Origin of the sequence: Kitasatospora sp. NPDC056446, from assembly GCF_042796115.1 — a bacterium.
Taxonomy (GTDB): domain Bacteria; phylum Actinomycetota; class Actinomycetes; order Streptomycetales; family Streptomycetaceae; genus Kitasatospora.
Genome location: NZ_JBHTRF010000012.1, coordinates 62,251 through 78,077 on the forward strand (window position 1 = coordinate 62,251; position 15,827 = coordinate 78,077).

The 15,827-nt window shown below is 76.4% G+C and carries 2 protein-coding genes; one reads left to right on the forward strand and one right to left on the reverse strand.

The genetic code is table 11. The features are described from left to right. Positions 1 to 15: 15 nt before the first annotated feature. Positions 16 to 14,505: a type I polyketide synthase gene (locus ACFQ6N_RS10965; RefSeq protein WP_380648544.1), complete on the reverse strand. Its 14,490-nt coding sequence runs from the start codon at positions 14,503 to 14,505 to the stop codon at positions 16 to 18. Between the two features lie 370 nt (positions 14,506 to 14,875). On the opposite strand from ACFQ6N_RS10965, the gene ACFQ6N_RS10970 reads away from it, so the two are divergent. Then, positions 14,876 to 15,535 (forward strand): transcriptional regulator, encoded by a 660-nt coding sequence (locus ACFQ6N_RS10970; RefSeq protein WP_380648450.1) that lies wholly within the window; start codon positions 14,876 to 14,878, stop codon positions 15,533 to 15,535. Positions 15,536 to 15,827 lie beyond the last annotated feature (292 nt).

Below are 15,827 nucleotides of genomic sequence, written 5' to 3' on the forward strand. Positions count from 1 at the left end.
AGTGCCAGCTCTCTTTCAGGCGTTCCCGAAGTCGTTGTCGAGCAGGGCGAACAGCTCGTCCGCTGTCGCCGTTTCCGTCGCCGTCGCGGTGTCGTCCACCGGTCCTGGCGGTGGTGCCTCGCCGCCCGGTGCGCCGGCGCGCCGGCCCCAGCCGCGCAGCAGTTCGTCCAGTCGTCGGCCGACCCCGTCGGTGTCGGCCGCTCCGGGCGGGACGGCCGCGAGGAGCGCGGCCAGCCGGTCCAGCTCGGCCAGCAGTGGCGAGGGCGGTTCGGGCGCGGCGGACAGCTCCGCGTCCAGGTAGGTGGCGAGCGCCTCCGGCGTCGGGTGGTCGAAGACGACCGTCGGCGGGACGGCCAGCCCGGTGGCCTCGCACAGCGCGTTCCTGTACCGCATCGCGAGCATCGAGTCGAAGCCGATCTCGGAGAAGGCGCGTTCCGGGCGCACCGGACCGGTTCCGGGATGGCCGAGGACGGCTGCCGCGTGCCGGATGACCAGGTCGAGCACCGCTTGGCGGCGTGCCTGCCGGTCCAGCTGGGCCAGCCGGGCGGCCAGTCGTACGGCGGGGGTGGCGTCGTCGTCGCCCGCGGCCTCCGGAGTGTCCTCGGCCGGCACCGCGATGGTGGCCGAGGCGGTGGCCGAGGCGGTGGCCGCGATGGTGGCCGCGGCGGCCGTCCGGCCCGGTGTGGGCAGCCAGTACCGGTCGCGCTGGAAGGGGTACGTCGGCAGCGGGACGGGTGCCGGGCCGCCCGGCCCGGGGGCCCCCGTCCACGGCGTCCAGTCCACCGGACCGCCGCCGGCCGCCCACGCCTCGGTCAGTGAGGCCAGCAGCCGGTCCCGGCCGCCGTCGCCGCGTCGCAGCGTGCCGACCGCCGACACCTCCCGGCCGGCCTCCGCGGCCACCGCCTCGATCCCGGCGAGCAGCACCGGGTGCGGGCTGACCTCGACGAGCAGGGTGTGGCCCGCGTCGAGCAGGGCGCGGGTCGCTCCGACGAAGTCGACCGGCTCGCGCAGGTTGCGGTACCAGTAGGCGGCGTCGAGCGATTCTCCGGCGACGGGTTCGCCGGTCACCGTCGAGTAGAGCGGGACGGCCGAGGCGCGGGGGCGTATCCCGGTGAGGGCTTCGCGCAGTTCGTCCTCGATCTCGGCGACCTGGGCCGAGTGGGCCGCGTAGTCCACCGGGATCGCCCTGGCCCGTACGCCTTCCCGGTCGCAGGCCGCGAGCAGGGCAGCCAGTTCCTCGGGCTCCCCGGCGACGACCACGGCGTCGGGGCCGTTCACCGCGGCCACGCACACGCCTCCGCCGACGGGCAGCAGGCTCGTGGTCCGCTCGGCGGAGGCGGCGACCGACACCATGCCGCCGCGTCCCGCCAGCCTCAGCAGCGCCCGGCTGCGCAGCGCCACCACGAGGGCCGCGTCGTCGAGCGACAGCGCTCCGGCGACGTGGGCGGCGGCGATCTCGCCCTGGCTGTGTCCGACGACCGCGTCCGGGGTGACGCCGGTGTCGCGCCAGTGCGCGGCCAGCGCGACCATCACGGCGAAGAGCACCGGCTGGACGACGTCCACGCGGTCGAGCGTCGGTGCGCCGGGCGCGCCGCGCAGCACCTCGGTCAGGGACCAGTCGGTGTGCGGGGCGAGCGCCCGTTCGCAGTCGGCGATGGCGGCGGCGAACGGCGCGGAGGCGTCGAGCGCCGCCGCGGCCATGCCGGCCCACTGCGAGCCCTGGCCGGGGAAGACGAAGGCCGTACGGCCGCCGCGCGCCCGGTCCCGCACGGCGTCGGGCGCGGGTTCTCCCGCCGCGAGGGCGTCCAGCCAGCCGAGGAGCGCGTCGCGGTCGCGGCCGACGGCTGCCGCCCGGAAGGGCAGGGCGGGGCGGGTGCCGGCGAGCGCGCGGGCCGGGGCGGCGGCGCCCCCGTCGGGGCGGGCCCGCAGGTGCTCGCCCAGTCGGCGCGCCTGTCGGCGCAGGGCCGCGGGCGTCATGGCGGAGAGCAGCCAGGGAACGGTGGTCCCGGTGTCCTCGGAGGGTTCGGCGTCCGTGCCGCCCGTTCCGCCCGTGCCGCCCGTGCCTCCCGTTCCGTCGGGCAGCGGGCCGGCGTCGGCGGCGGGTGCTTCCTCCAGGACGGCGTGGGCGTTGGTGCCGCTCATGCCGAACGCGGAGACGCCGGCCCGGCGCGGCCGGTCCCCGTCCGGGGCGTCCCAGGGGCGGGCGTCCGCGAGCAGCCGGACCGCGCCGGCCGACCAGTCCACCCGGCTGGACGCCTCCTGTGCGTGCAGGGTGCCGGGGAGCACGCCGTTGCGCAGTGCGAGCACCGTCTTGATGACCCCGGCGACCCCGGCGGCGGCCTGGGTGTGCCCGATGTTGGACTTCAGCGATCCCAGCCACAGCGGCCGGTCGGCGGGCCGGTCCTGGCCGTAGGTGGCCAGCAGGGCCTGCGCCTCGATGGGGTCGCCGAGCACGGTGCCGGTGCCGTGTCCCTCGACCAGGTCGACATCGGCGCCGGACAGTCCGGCCGCGGCCAGCGCGGTCCTGATCACCCGCTGCTGCGCGGGGCCGCTCGGAGCGGTGAGGCCGTTGCTGGCACCGTCCTGGTTCACGGCGGTGCCCCGTACGAGGGCGAGGACCGGATGTCCGAGGCGGCGCGCGTCGGAGAGGCGTTCCACGAGCAGGACGCCCACCCCTTCGCCCCAGCCCGTGCCGTTCGCCCCTTCGGCGTAGGAGCGGCAGCGGCCGTCGGGCGACAGGCCCTGCTGACGGCTGAACTCGACGAAGACGTCCGGGCTCGCCATCACCGCGGCGCCGCCGACCAGGGCGAACGAGCAGTCGCCGGCGCGCAGTGCCTGGCCGGCCAGGTGCAGTGCCACCAACGAGGACGAGCAGGCCGTCTCCACGGTCACGGCGGGGCCGCCGAGTCCGAGGGTGTAGGCGACGCGGCCGGAGGCGACGCTGGTGACCGTGCCGCTGAGGAGGTGCCCCTCGATCTCGTCGGACGGGTTCTGCGGGCCGGTGCCGTAGCCCTGGGCGGCGACGCCGACGTAGACGCCGCCCTCGCTGCCGCGGACCGACGAGGGGTCGAGTCCGGCCCGCTCCAGTGCCTCCCAGCTGGTTTCCAGGAGCAGCCGCTGCTGCGGGTCCATGGCCAGGGCTTCGCGCGGGGAGATGCCGAAGAACTCCGCGTCGAACTCGGCCGCGCCGTCCAGGAATCCGCCGCCGGTGGTGTAGAAGGTGCCCGGGTGCAGGGGGTCCGGATCGTAGAGGGTGTCCAGCGGCCAGCCGCGGTCGGCGGGCAGCGCGGCGACCGCGTCCACGCCGTCGGCCACCAGCTGCCACAGGTCCTCGGGCGAGCGGACACCGCCCGGGAACCGGCAGGCCATCGAGACGATCGCCAGGGGTTCGTCGGCCGCCGCGGGCCCGGCCGCGCCGCCGGCGGCGGCCGCGGAGTCCGTCGCGGCCTTGCCGGTCGTGCCGGTCGTGCCGTCGGCGTCCGGTCCGGTGCCCCTCAGCTCGGCGAGGAGGTAATCGGCGAGGGCGGCTGCCGTCGGGTGGTCGAAGACGGTGGTGAACGCGAGCGGCAGGGCGGTGGCCGCGACCAGCCGGTGGCGGAGTTCGACGGCGGTGAGCGAGTCGAAGCCCAGCTCGCGGAACGGGCGGTCGACCGTGAGGCCGGCGGCCGACTCGTGGCCCAGCACGGCGGCCGCTTCGGTCCGCACCAGTTCCGTCAGCAGTTTGCGGCCCTCGGGCTCGGACAGTCGGCGCAGCCGGTGCGGCCACGACGGGTCTCCGCCCGTGCCCGGCCCGGACCCTGCGGGGGCGTCCGCGTCCGCCGGGTCGCCGTCCGCCGCCAGGGGCTCCGGGGCGGCCGACAGGCCGCGCAGCAGCGCGCTGTCCCTGGCCGAGCCGAAGATCGGCGCGAAGCGGCTCCAGTCCAGCTCGGCGACGACCGGTTCGCCCTCGTCCAGGGTCAGCGCCAGGCCGAGCGCGGAGAGCGCCGCCGCCGGGTCCATCGGCACCAGCCCGAGGCGGCGCAGGCCGTCGCCGACCGCGCCCTCGGCCATGCCCGCGCCGGCCCAGGGGCCCCAGGCCACCGAGGTCGCCGTCAGGCCCCGGCCGCGCCGCGCCGCGGCGAGGCCGTCCAGGTAGGCGTTGGCTGCCGCGTAGGCGCCCTGGCCGCCGCTGCCCCAGGTGCCCGAGATCGAGGAGAACAGCACGAAGGCGTCCAGCGGGCGGTCCTCGAACAGGGCGTCGAGGTGGGCCGCGCCGCGCGTCTTGGCCGCCGTCAGCCGGGCCAGTTCTTCCGGCGTGCAGTCCATCAGCGCGGTGTCCGAGGTGAGTCCGGCGGTGTGCACCACGGCCCGTACGGTGTCGCCCTCGTCGCTCAGCCGCCCCAGGACCCGCTCCAGCGCGGCGCGGTCGGCGACGTCGCAGGCCAGCACGGTGCTCCGGGCGCCGAGCGCCGCCAGGGCGTCGACCAGCGCGTCGGCTCCGGGGGCCTCGGGGCCCCGCCGGCCGAGGAGGACGAGGTGTTCCGCGCCGCGCTCGGCGAGCCAGCGCGCCACCTGGGCGCCGAGGCCTCCGGTGCCGCCGGTGACGAGGACCGTGCCGCGCGGCGTCCACGGTGCGGGCGCGGGTGTCGCGGGCTCCGGCGCGGGGACGAGTCGACGGCCCAGCGGTGCCGGCGCCCGTACGGCCACCTGGTCCTCGCCGTCCCGTCCGGCCAGCACCGCGCACAGCCCGTCCAGCGCGGGCCCGTCCAGCAGGTCCGGCAGGTCGACCAGGCCGCCCCAGCGCAGCGGGTGCTCCAGTGCGGCCACCCGGCCCAGGCCCCAGACCTGGGCCTGCTCGGGGCGGACCTCCTCCGTGCCGTCGGCTGCCACCGCGCCTCGGGTGGCGCACCACAGGGGCGCGTCGATGCCTGCGTCTCCGAGGGCCTGGAGCAGCAGCAGGGTCCCGGTCAGGCAGGCGTCGAGCGTCGGCAGGCCCGGGCGGGGGCCCCGGTCCAGGGCCAGCAGCGACAGGACGCCCTCCAGTGAGCCGAACTCCGGTAGCAGCGAGGCCAGTTCGGCGCGTTCGGCGGCGGCCCCGACCCGGATCACGGCCACCTCGGCGCCGTGTCCGGCGAGCGCCTGCTCGCAGGCGAGTGCGGTCTCCTCGGCACCGGGTCCGTCCGGGGTGACGAGCAGCCAGCGGCCGGAGAGGCGGGGCTCGGCGGGCGCGGTGAGCGGCTCCCACGCGATGCGGTAGCGGCGGGGGCCGGCGGGTGCCTCGGTCTCCCGGCGGGAGCGCCGGGCGGCGGGGGCCGGGTCCGGCGCGGCCACCGGCCAGAAGCGCCTGCGCTGGAAGGCGTAGGTGGGCAGGTCGACCCGCCGCACGTCGGTGCCGCTCCAGCCCGCCGACCAGTCCACCGCCACGCCGCGCAGGTGCAGCGAGGCGAGTGCGGTGCGGACCGCGTCCGGCTCGCCTCGGCCGTCGCGCAGCAGCGGCACCGTCCCGGGGCCGCCGGGGCCGCCGGAACTGCCGGGGGTGGGGGTGGCGTCGGGAAGGCAGGCGTGGAGCATGCCGGACAGCACGCCGCCCGGTCCGAGTTCGAGGTACGTCGTCGCGCCCTCGGCCCGCAGCCGGCGGGCCCCTTCCAGGAAGCGCACGGTGCCCCGGACGTGGCGCACCCAGTGTTCGGGGGACCGGAGTTCCGCGGCCGTGGCCGTGCGCCCGGTCAGGTTGGAGACGATCTCGATGCCGGGCGCGTGGTAGGTCAGCGACTCGGCCACGTCCCGGAACGCGTCGAGCATCCCGTCCATCCGGGCGGAGTGGAACGCGTGGCTCACGCTCAGCCGGCGGGTGCGCCGTCCCCGGGAGCGGAACGCCCCGGCCAGGCGCAGCACCGCGTCCGCGTCACCGGACAGGACCACGGAGGTGGGCCCGTTGACGGCGGCGATGTCCACCGCGTCCCGGCCCGGCTCGCGGTCCGCGTCCGTCCCCGCCTCCGCGTCCGTCTCCGCCTCCGGGAGGGGGTGCCCGGTGCGGTCGTCCAGCAGGGCCTGGCGCACTTCCTCCTCGGTGGCCTCCACCGCCACCATCGCCCCGCCCTCGGGCAGTTCGTCCATCAGCCGGCCCCGGGCCGCCACCAGCGCGCAGGCATCGGACAGGTCCAGCACGCCCGCCGCGTGGGCGGCGGCGAGTTCGCCGATGGAGTGCCCCATCAGCAGGTCGGGCCGCACACCCCAGTGCCGTACGAGCCGGAACAGCGCCGTCTCCAGGGCGAACAACGCGGGCTGGGTGTACCGGGTGCGGTCGAGCAGCGCCGCACCGGGGGTTCCGGGCTCGGCGAACAGGACGTCGCGCAGGGGCAGGTCGAGGTGCGGGTCCAGGCCGGTCAGCACCTCGTCGAGGGCGTCGGCGAACACCGGGTCGTCGCGGTAGAGCTCCGCGCCGGCTCCGGCCCGCTGGCTGCCCTGCCCCGGGAAGAGGAAGGCGGTCCGGCCGGAGCGTACGGCGCCTCCGGTGAGCAGCCGGCCCGCTGCCGTGCCGCGCGCGAGTGCGGTGAGCGAGCGTCGGACGGATGCCCGGTCCCGTCCCAGGACGGCGGCCCGGTGTTCGAGCGGGGCCCGTCCGGTGGCGAGCGAGTAGGCGACGTCCGCCAGTTCGGCGTCCGGGTCGGCGTCGAGCCGGCTCACCAGCCGGCCGGCCTGTGCCCGCAGGGCCTCCGGTGTGCCGGCCGAGAGCAGCAGCGGCACGGGCGGGGCGGCCCGGCGCGCGGTGTCCGGGGCGGCGGTGGCCGTCGTGGCGGTGTCCGGGGCGGGCTCGGCCGGGGTGTCGGTCCGCTCCGGGGCGGGCGCGACCGCGACGGCCGGTGCCTGCTCGATGATCGCGTGCACGTTGGTGCCGCTGATGCCGAACGACGACACGCCTGCCCGGCGCGGGTGCCCGGTCTCCGGCCACGGGGTGTGCGCGGTGAGCAGGCGGATGGCACCGTCGGACCAGTCGACGTGCGGGTTCGGCGTCCCGGCGTGCAGGGTCCCCGGCAGTTCGCCGTGGCGGATGGCCAGCACCATCTTCATCACTCCGGCCACCCCGGCCGCCGCCTGGGTGTGCCCGATGTTCGACTTCACGGAGCCGAGCCACAGCGGCCGGTCCGCCGGGCGCGCCGACCCGTGGACGGCCTGGAGCGCCTGCGCTTCGATGGGGTCGCCGAGCTTCGTCCCGGTGCCGTGGGCCTCGATCGCGTCGATCTGGTCGGCGCGCAGCGCGGCGTCGGCCAGCGCGGCGCGGATGACCTGCTGCTGGGACGGGCCGTTGGGGGCGGTGAGCCCGTTGCTGGCGCCGTCCTGGTTCACGGCGGTGCCGCTGACCAGCGCGAGTACGGGGTGGCCGTGGCGCAGGGCGTCGCTGTGGCGCTCCAGCAGCAGCACTCCGGCGCCCTCGCCCCAGCCCGTGCCGTCCGCCTCCGCCGAGAACGCCTTGCACCGGCCGTCGGCGGCGAGCCCGCGCTGACGGCTGAACTCCACGAAGAGCCGCGGGGTGCTCATCACCGTCACGCCGCCCGCGAGGGCCTGCTCGCAGTCGCCGCGCCGCAGTGCCTGCACGGCCAGGTGGAGCGCCACCAGCGACGAGGAGCACGCGGTGTCGACGGTGAGCGAGGGCCCCTGGAGGCCGAGGACGTAGGACAGCCGCCCGGACAGCACGCTGGCCGTGTTCCCGGTCAGCAGGTGGCCCTCGGACACGCCCTCGGCGCCCTGCAGCAGCGCGGAGTAGTCCTGGCCGTTGGTACCGATGTAGACGCCGACCTGCCGGTCCTTCAGCGCGGTCGGGTCCTGCCCGGAGCCCTCGACCGCCTCCCAGGCGGTCTCCAGGAGCAGCCGCTGCTGCGGGTCCATGGCCAGGGCCTCGCGCGGCGAGATGCCGAAGAACTCCGCGTCGAAGTCGGGGGCGTCGTGCAGGAAGCCGCCCTGCATGCTGTACGTCGTGCCGGCGTGGTCGGGGTCGGGGTCGTACAGCCCCTCGGTGTCCCAGCCCCGGTTCGACGGCCAGTCGCCGACGGCGTCGGTGCCCTTCGAGAGCAGCTGCCAGAAGTCCTCCGGCCCCGCGACCCCGCCGGGGAGGCGGCAGCCCATGCCGACGATCGCGATCGGCTCGTTGCCGTCGGGTGCCGCCGCCGGGCCCGCCCCGGCGTCGACGGAGCCGGCGGGCCCGGCGGTGCCGCTCGCGGCGTCCGGCAGGTCCAGGTCCGCGAGCACCCGGTCGGCCAGTGCCGACGGTGTGGGGTGGTCGAACAGGACGGTGGCGGGCAGGGCCAGTCCGGTGACGGCGGCGAGCCGGTTGCGCAGCTCCACCGCCGTCAGCGAGTCGAAGCCGAGCGCGGAGAACGCCTTTCCGGGCTGGACCGTGTCGACGTCGGGGTGGCGCAGGACGGTCGCCGCGTGGGTGCGTACCAGTTCGGTGAGGGTCCTGACCCGGTCCTCGTGACGCGGCAGTTCGGCGATCCGCTGCCGCAGGGTGTCGGCGGAGTCGCCGCCTTCCCGGGCCGCCGACGGTGCGGTGGTGTCCTGGGCGGGCCTCGCGGCGGCCGGGTCCGGTATCCCGTGGAGGAGGGCGGCGGTCCACGGGCCGCTGCCCGCGGTGAAGCGCCGCCAGTCGACATCGGCGACCAGGACCAGTTCGTCGTCCTCCGCGAGTGCCCGGCCGATCGCGGTGACGGCCGTTTCGGGCTCCATCACCGGCATGCCGGAGTCCCGCAGCCGTGCGGCGACCTCGTCCGCCAGCATGCCCGGCCCGGCCCAGGCGCCCCAGGCCACGGAGGTGCCGGGCAGCCCGGCGGCCCGGCGGGCGGCGACGAGTGCGTCGACGGCCGCGTTGGCGGCCGCGTAGTTGCCCTGCCCGGCGTTGCCCACGACGCCCATCACCGACGAGAACACCACGAAGGCCGACAGGTCGAGACCCTCGGTGGCCTCGTGCAGGTTCCGTGCGGCGGTCAGCTTGGCGCGCAGCACCACGGCGAGCCGCGCGGGGTCCAGCGCGTCGAGCACACCGTCGTCGAGGACGCCCGCCGCGTGGATGACGGCGGACAGCGGGTACCGCGCCGGGATGTCGGCGAGCAGCGCCGCCAGTGCGGCCGGGTCGGCGACGTCGCAGGCAGCAAAGGCCACTTCGGCGCCCAGCGCCGTCAGTTCCTCCCGCAGCGCGTCCGTACCGGGTGCGCCGGCACCGCGCCGGCTGACCAGCAGCAGCCGCTCCGCGCCCTGGCCCGCGAGCCAGCGCGCCGTGTGCGAGCCGACGCCACCGGTGCCACCGGTGACGAGGACCGTTCCCTGCCATCGCGGTCGCGTCCGCGCCCGGACGGCCGCGTCGTCCGTGGCCCCCGTACGGGCCTTCGGCAACGCCGACGACGCGGGCCGCAGACGGCGTCCGTGGACCCCGGTGGAGCGCACGGCCACCTGTTCCTCGTCGGCCACGGCTCCCGCGAGCACCGCGCACAGGCGGCGCGCGGCCCGTACGTCCAGCACCTCGGGCAGGTCGATCAGACCGCCCCGGCGATGCGGGTGCTCCAGCGCCAGCGTCCGGCCCAGGGCAGCGGACGCGGCCTGGCCCACGTGTCCGGGCCGTTCCGCACCGCCCAGGACCGCCGTTCCCTTCGTCAGCGTCCAGAGCCGGGCGTGGATTCCCGCGTCCTCCAGCGCCTGGGCCAGGGCGAGGGTCAGCGCCGGGCCACCGGGCAGGTCGGGGTGTTCGGGATGGGGGCGCTCCTCCCAGGACAGCAGGGACAGCACGCCGGCGATCGGCTGCTCCCCGGCGGTCTTCGTGAGCAGAGCGGCCATCTGTTCGCGGGTCGTGCCCGGATCGGCGACGACGCACGGGAGGAGGTCGGCTCCGGCCTCGCCGAGAGTGCGCAGGACGGCCGCCGCGTCGTCGCCCTCGGGACGCAGGGCGAGCCAGCGACCGGGGAGGCCGTCCGCCGGCGCGACCGACAGGGGTGCCCAGGCGACGTGGTAGCGCCAGGACTCCGCCCTCCGCTCACGGCTCCTGACGGAGCGCCAGGTCGCCAGGGCGGGCAGGACTTCGTCCAGGGCTCCACGGTCGACCCCGAGGGTCTCGGCGAGCCGGGCGGGGTCCTGACGTTCCAGGTCGTCCCAGTGGTCTTCGGCGGGGGCGGCCGGGACGGCGGCCGGGGCCGTCAGCCAGTAGCGCCGCCGCTGGAAGGCATACGTCGGCAGGTCCACCCGCCGGCCCTCGGGGAACGCGCCCGCGAAGTCCACTCCCAGCCCGCGCTCCCAGGCACGGCCGACCGCGAGCAGCACCTGCGCCGGGCCGCCCTCCCCGCGACGCAAGGTCCCCAGCACCGCGGCATCCACACCGGCGGCCTCCACCGACTCCCCCACCGCCACGCCCAGCACCGGGTGCGGACTGGACTCCACGAAGAACCGGAAGCCCTCCCCCAGCAACGCCGCCGTGGCCTTCCCGAACTCCACCGTCTCCCGCAGATTGCGGTACCAGTACTCGGCGTCCAGGGACTTCGTGTCCAGCCAGCCGCCCGTCACCGTCGAGAAGAACGGCACCGAACCAGCAAGAGGAGTGATCCCGTCCAGATCCGCCAGCAGCTGCTCCCGGACCTCCTCCACGTGCACGGAGTGCGACGCGTAGTCGACCTCGATCAGCCGCGCCCGCACCCCCTCCCCCACCAGCACGTCGACCAGCGCCGCCACCGCGTCCGCGTCACCCGACACCACCGTCGACGACGGACCGTTCACCGCCGCCACCGACAACCGGCCCACCCACGAGGCGATCCGCTCCCGCACCGCCTCCACCGGCAGGGGCACCGACGCCATCCCGCCACGACCGGCCAACGCACCCACCGCACGGGAACGCAGCGCGACCACCCGCGCCCCGTCCTCCAGGCTCAGACCGCCCGCCACGCAGGCGGCCGCGACCTCGCCCTGCGAGTGGCCGACCACCGCGTCCGGCACGACACCGAACGAGCCCCACACCTCCGCCAGCGACACCATCACGGCCCACAGCACCGGCTGCACCACGTCAACGCGCGCCAGCAGGGCCTCCGAACCCAGCGCCTCCGCCAACGACCAGTCGACGTAAGGCGCCAGAGCACGCTCGCACTCCGCCATCCGCCCGGCGAACACCGCCGATTCGGCCAGCAACTCCGCGGCCATCCCCACCCACTGCGAACCCTGACCCGGGAACACCAGCGCCGAACGGCCGGAAACCAACCCGCCGCCGGCCACCGACCCCGGGGCCGAACGCCCCTCCGCCAGCGCCTTCAGCCCACCGAGCAGCTCGCTCCGGTCCCCGCCCACCACCACCGCACGGTGCTCGAAGGACGCCCGCCCCACCGCCAGCGAATAGCCCACGTCCGCCGGATCAAGCCCGGGCTCCGCCACCACCCGTGCCGCCAACGCCCCCGCCTGCGCCCGCAGGGCCTCCGCACTGCGCGCCGACACCGGCCACACCACCGTCCGAGGACGCCGGGCACCCTCCACCGCCCCGGCCGTCTCCTCGGCCGGCGCGGCCTCCAGGATCACGTGGGCGTTGGTCCCGCTGATGCCGAAGGAGGACACGCCGGCCCGGCGCGGACGGCCCGTGTCGTCCCACGCCCGGGCCTCCGTCAGCAACCGGCCGGCCCCTGTGGACCAGTCCACCTCGGGCGTCGGCCCGTCCACGTGCAGCGTCTTCGGCATCACGCCGTGCCGCATCGCCAGCACCGACTTGATGACGCCGCCCACGCCCGCCGCGGCCTGGGAATGGCCGATGTTGGACTTCAGCGAGCCGATCCACACCGGACGGTCCGCCGGACGGTCCTGTCCGTACGTGGCCAGCAGGGCCTGCGCCTCGATCGGGTCACCCAGTCGCGTCCCCGTGCCGTGCGCCTCCACCACGTCCACCTCGGACGCCGTCAGGCCCGCGTCCGCGAGCGCCGCCCGGATCACCCGCTGCTGCGACGGACCGTTCGGCGCCGTCAGACCATTGCTCGCACCGTCCTGGTTCGTGGCCGAACCCCGGATGACGGCCAGCACCGGATGCCCGTTGCGCCGGGCGTCCGACAGCCGCTCCACCAGCAGCATCCCCACGCCCTCGGCCAGGCCGAAACCGTCGGCGGCCGCCGCGAAGGCCTTGCAGCGGCCGTCCGGGGCCAGACCGCCCTGTCGGCTGAACTCCACGAGCATGCCGACGGTGGACATCACGGTCGCGCCGCCGGCCAGCGCCAGCGAGCACTCGCCCGCCCGCAGCGCCCGCACCGCGAGGTGCAGGGCCACCAGCGAGGACGAGCACGCGGTGTCCACGGTGACCGCCGCGCCCTCCAGGCCGAGCGTGTAGGCCAGTCGGCCGGACGCGACGCTTCCGGTGTTGCCGGTCAGCAGGTGGCCGCCCTCGTCGGCGCCCTGTTCGAGAGGGGGCCCGTAGTCCATGGTCATCGCCCCGACGTAGACGCCCGTCGGGGTCCGCCGCAGGGTGGCCGGGTCGATCCCGGCCCGCTCCAGCACCTCCCAGGTCGTCTCCAGCAGCAGCCGCTGCTGCGGGTCCATCGCGGCCGCCTCGCGCGGCGAGATGCCGAAGAACTCCGCGTCGAACCCGGCCGCACCGGCGAGCGAACCCGCCTCCCGCTGGTAGTACCGGCCCGGCGTCCCCGGCACGGGGTCGTACCGTCCGGCGGTGTCCCAACCGCGGTCGTCGGGCAGCGCGGAGACGGCGTCGGCACCTGCCGACACCAGCTCCCAGAGTTCGTCGGGGCTGCCGACACCGCCGGGGTAGCGGCAGCCCATGCCGACGATCACCACGGGGTCGTCGTCCTCGGCCCGCCGCACCGGCTCGTCCGCGCCCATGTCCCTGTCGGGCCGGTCGCCGCCGATCTCGGCGCAGAGGTACGCGACCAGGGCCGCCGGGGTCGGGCAGTCGAAGACGACCGTCGCCGGGATGCGCAGCGCCGTCGCCGCGCTCAGCCGGTTGCGCAGCTCCACGGCGGTGACGGAGTCGAATCCCAGGTCGAGGAAGGCCAGGTCGGCGGGGACCGGATCGGACCGCCCGGTCAGCGCGGCGATCTCCTCGCCGACCAGCCGTGCCAGCGCGGCACGCCGCTCCGGTAGGTCCGATGCGGCCAGCTCCGCGCGGAACGCGGTGCCGGCGTCCCGGTCGCCGCCCGCGCCGCCGGGCCCTGCCGGGTCCGCCGGGCCGGGCTCCGCGAGCGCCGCCAGGGCGGCCGCCGGCAGTTCCCGCACCCGGGCGTGCTGCCCGGCGAACAGCGCTTCCCGGTCCGGGGTGACACCGCGCACGTACAGGTCACCGAGCGAGGTCAGGAACCGGCCCGGACCGCCCTGGTCCCGGCGCAGCGTCCCGAGGACGGCGGCCCGTGCGCCGTGTTCCTCCGCGCAGTCCGTGAGGGCGGAGGTCAGCACGGTGTGCGGGCTGACCTCCAGCAGGACGCCGTGCCCGTCCCGCAGCAGGGCCCCGGTCGCCTGGTGGAACCTGACCGGGTTGCGCAGGTTACGGCACCAGTAGTCGGCGTCCAGTACCGGGACGTCCAGCCGTCCCCCGGTCAGCCCGGAGTAGTAGGGCAGATCCGGTGTGCGGGGCCGGATCGGTGCGAGGTCGGCGCGCATCCGGGGGATGATCGCGTCGATGTGCGGCGAATGGGCCGCCAGGCCCACCGCGATCCGCCGTGCGTGCACCGCGTCCGAGGCCAGGTCGGCGAGGAGTTCGGCCGCGGCGTCGCGGTCACCGGAGACGATCACGGACCGCGGCCCGTTGTGCGCGGCGACGACGAGGCGGCCGTCCCAGCGGCGCAGCCGCGGCTCGACCTCGCCCGCCGGGGCCATGACGGAGATCATGTCCCCCTTCCCGGCCAGGGTCGCCTGGGCCTGGCTCCACAGGGCCACCACCCGCGCGCAGTCGTCCAGGGACAGCGCGCCGCTGACGGCGGCGGCGGTGACCTCGCCGACGCTGTGCCCGAGCACGGCGGCCGGTTCCACACCGTGGGAGCGCCACAGCGCGGCGAGCGACACCGTCACGGCGAACAGCAGGGGCTGCACCACGTCGGCCCGGTCCCCGGCGGGTGCGCCCGGCGCGTCCGGGTCGCGGAGCACGTCGATCGGCGACCAGTCGACGAACGGTTCCAGGGCCTGCGCGCACGCGTCCATCCGGTCGCGGAACACCGTGGAGGTGTCCAGCAGGTCCACCGCCATCCGGGGCCACTGCGCGCCCTGTCCGGGAAACACGAAGGCGACCCGGCGGTCCGCCCCTGCGGCGCCCTCCACCAGGCCGGGCATGCTCCTGCCGTCGGCGAGCGCGTCCAGCCGCCGCAGGAACCCGTCGCGGCCGTCCGCCACCAGTGCCGCCCGCCGGCTCCCCTCGGAAGCGGTGCGCGCGAGGGTGAACGCGATGTCCTGGGGGCTCCAGTCGTCACGACCGGCCAGGTACGCGTGCAGGCCGCGCGCGCCGGCCGCCAGCGACTCCTTGCCGCTGCCTGCCAGTGTCCACAGCAGCGGTGCTTCCGTACCGTCGGGGTGCGCCATCGTGTCTTCGGACTCCTTCACGGCGAGCAGGACCACCAGTCGCCGGACCGTGGCGGGGGCCCGCTCCCACGGGTCGCGCGCCGACCGGGACGCCTTCGTCATGCCCGGCGTGTACCGCCACCGGACCTGCGACGCCGATCTTGCCCAAGTCGCATAGCGGCTCGATAGCGCAGGCCGCGACACGACGTGGACGCGGGGAGCGGGCGGGTCGCGGAGCCGCGGGAGGCCCGCGCGCGCACCCGTGGGGCGGATCGAACACCGCCTACCTGATCCGCCCGCGCCACCCCCGGCACCCCGGCCTGTCGCCACCGCCGGGGGGCCGCCAGGCGGTAGTAATGGCACCGGACCGAACCGCACCCCGGAGGCACCGGTGACCCACCCGATCCTCGACCAGATCCAGCGGCTGCGCGCCGAGTTGGCGCCCGGCGACGCCGCACCGGCGCTGGTCACCGCGCTCACCGTCGGCACCGCCCCGCGCTCGGCCCTGGCCGAACTCGCGGCCCAGCAGCACCGGATCATCCGCTCCGACCGGCGCAGCCTGCTGGTGCTCGCCACCCGTTGCGCGGACCGGCCGGTCGGCGCCTGGTTCGCCACCCTGGCCGAGGGCGAGAGCGCCGCGCTGCGCACCCTGCCCGCCCTCGCCGCCGCCTGCGGGCTCGACCGGGCCGCGCTGGAGGCCCGGCCGCCGCTGCCCGGCTGCCAGGCCTACCCCGGCTACCTGGCCTGGCTCGCCCTGAACGGCCGCCCCGCCGCCGCGGCCGCCGCCATGGTCGCCAACTTCGCCGCCTGGGGCGGCTACTGTGCCGCTGTCGCGCAGGCGCTGCGCCGCCACTACGGCTTCTCGGACGAGGCCTGCGCGTTCTTCGACTTCTTCGCCCAGCCCGCGCCCGAGCTGGAGCAGCAGGCCGCCGACGCGCTCGGACCGGACCGGCTGGACGAGCCGACCCTGGCCGCCGCCCGCGAGTACGGGCTGCTGCTCCAGTCCTACGAGCACCTGTTCTGGGACACCCTGGGCGTGCTCAACCCCTGAGCCCGGCCCGAGCCCGAGAGGCCCGTCCGTTCGACCCGGTCAGGCCTGCCCGTGCGGCTTGCCGCTGACCATCCGGCGGTAGGTCACCCGGCCGCCGGCCTCGTGCGTGCTCTTCCCGAGGTCGGCGTCGCGGCAGAACTGCCCGGCCCCCGTAGCGGTTGCCGGAGTTCGACCGGATCTCGCACCCGGCACCGCCGGCACGGTTTCCCGCTCGTTGGCAGATCGAGATCCGACGACGACCGAGCGTCGCCGCCTTCCCCGCCCCACCCCCCGCTTTCGGCCGGTATATAGC

Coding starts and splice junctions, on each gene's coding strand:
- ACFQ6N_RS10965 (WP_380648544.1), bottom strand. CDS start 14,505: ATGGCGCACCCCGACGGTACGGAAGCACCGCTGCTGTGGACACTGGCA.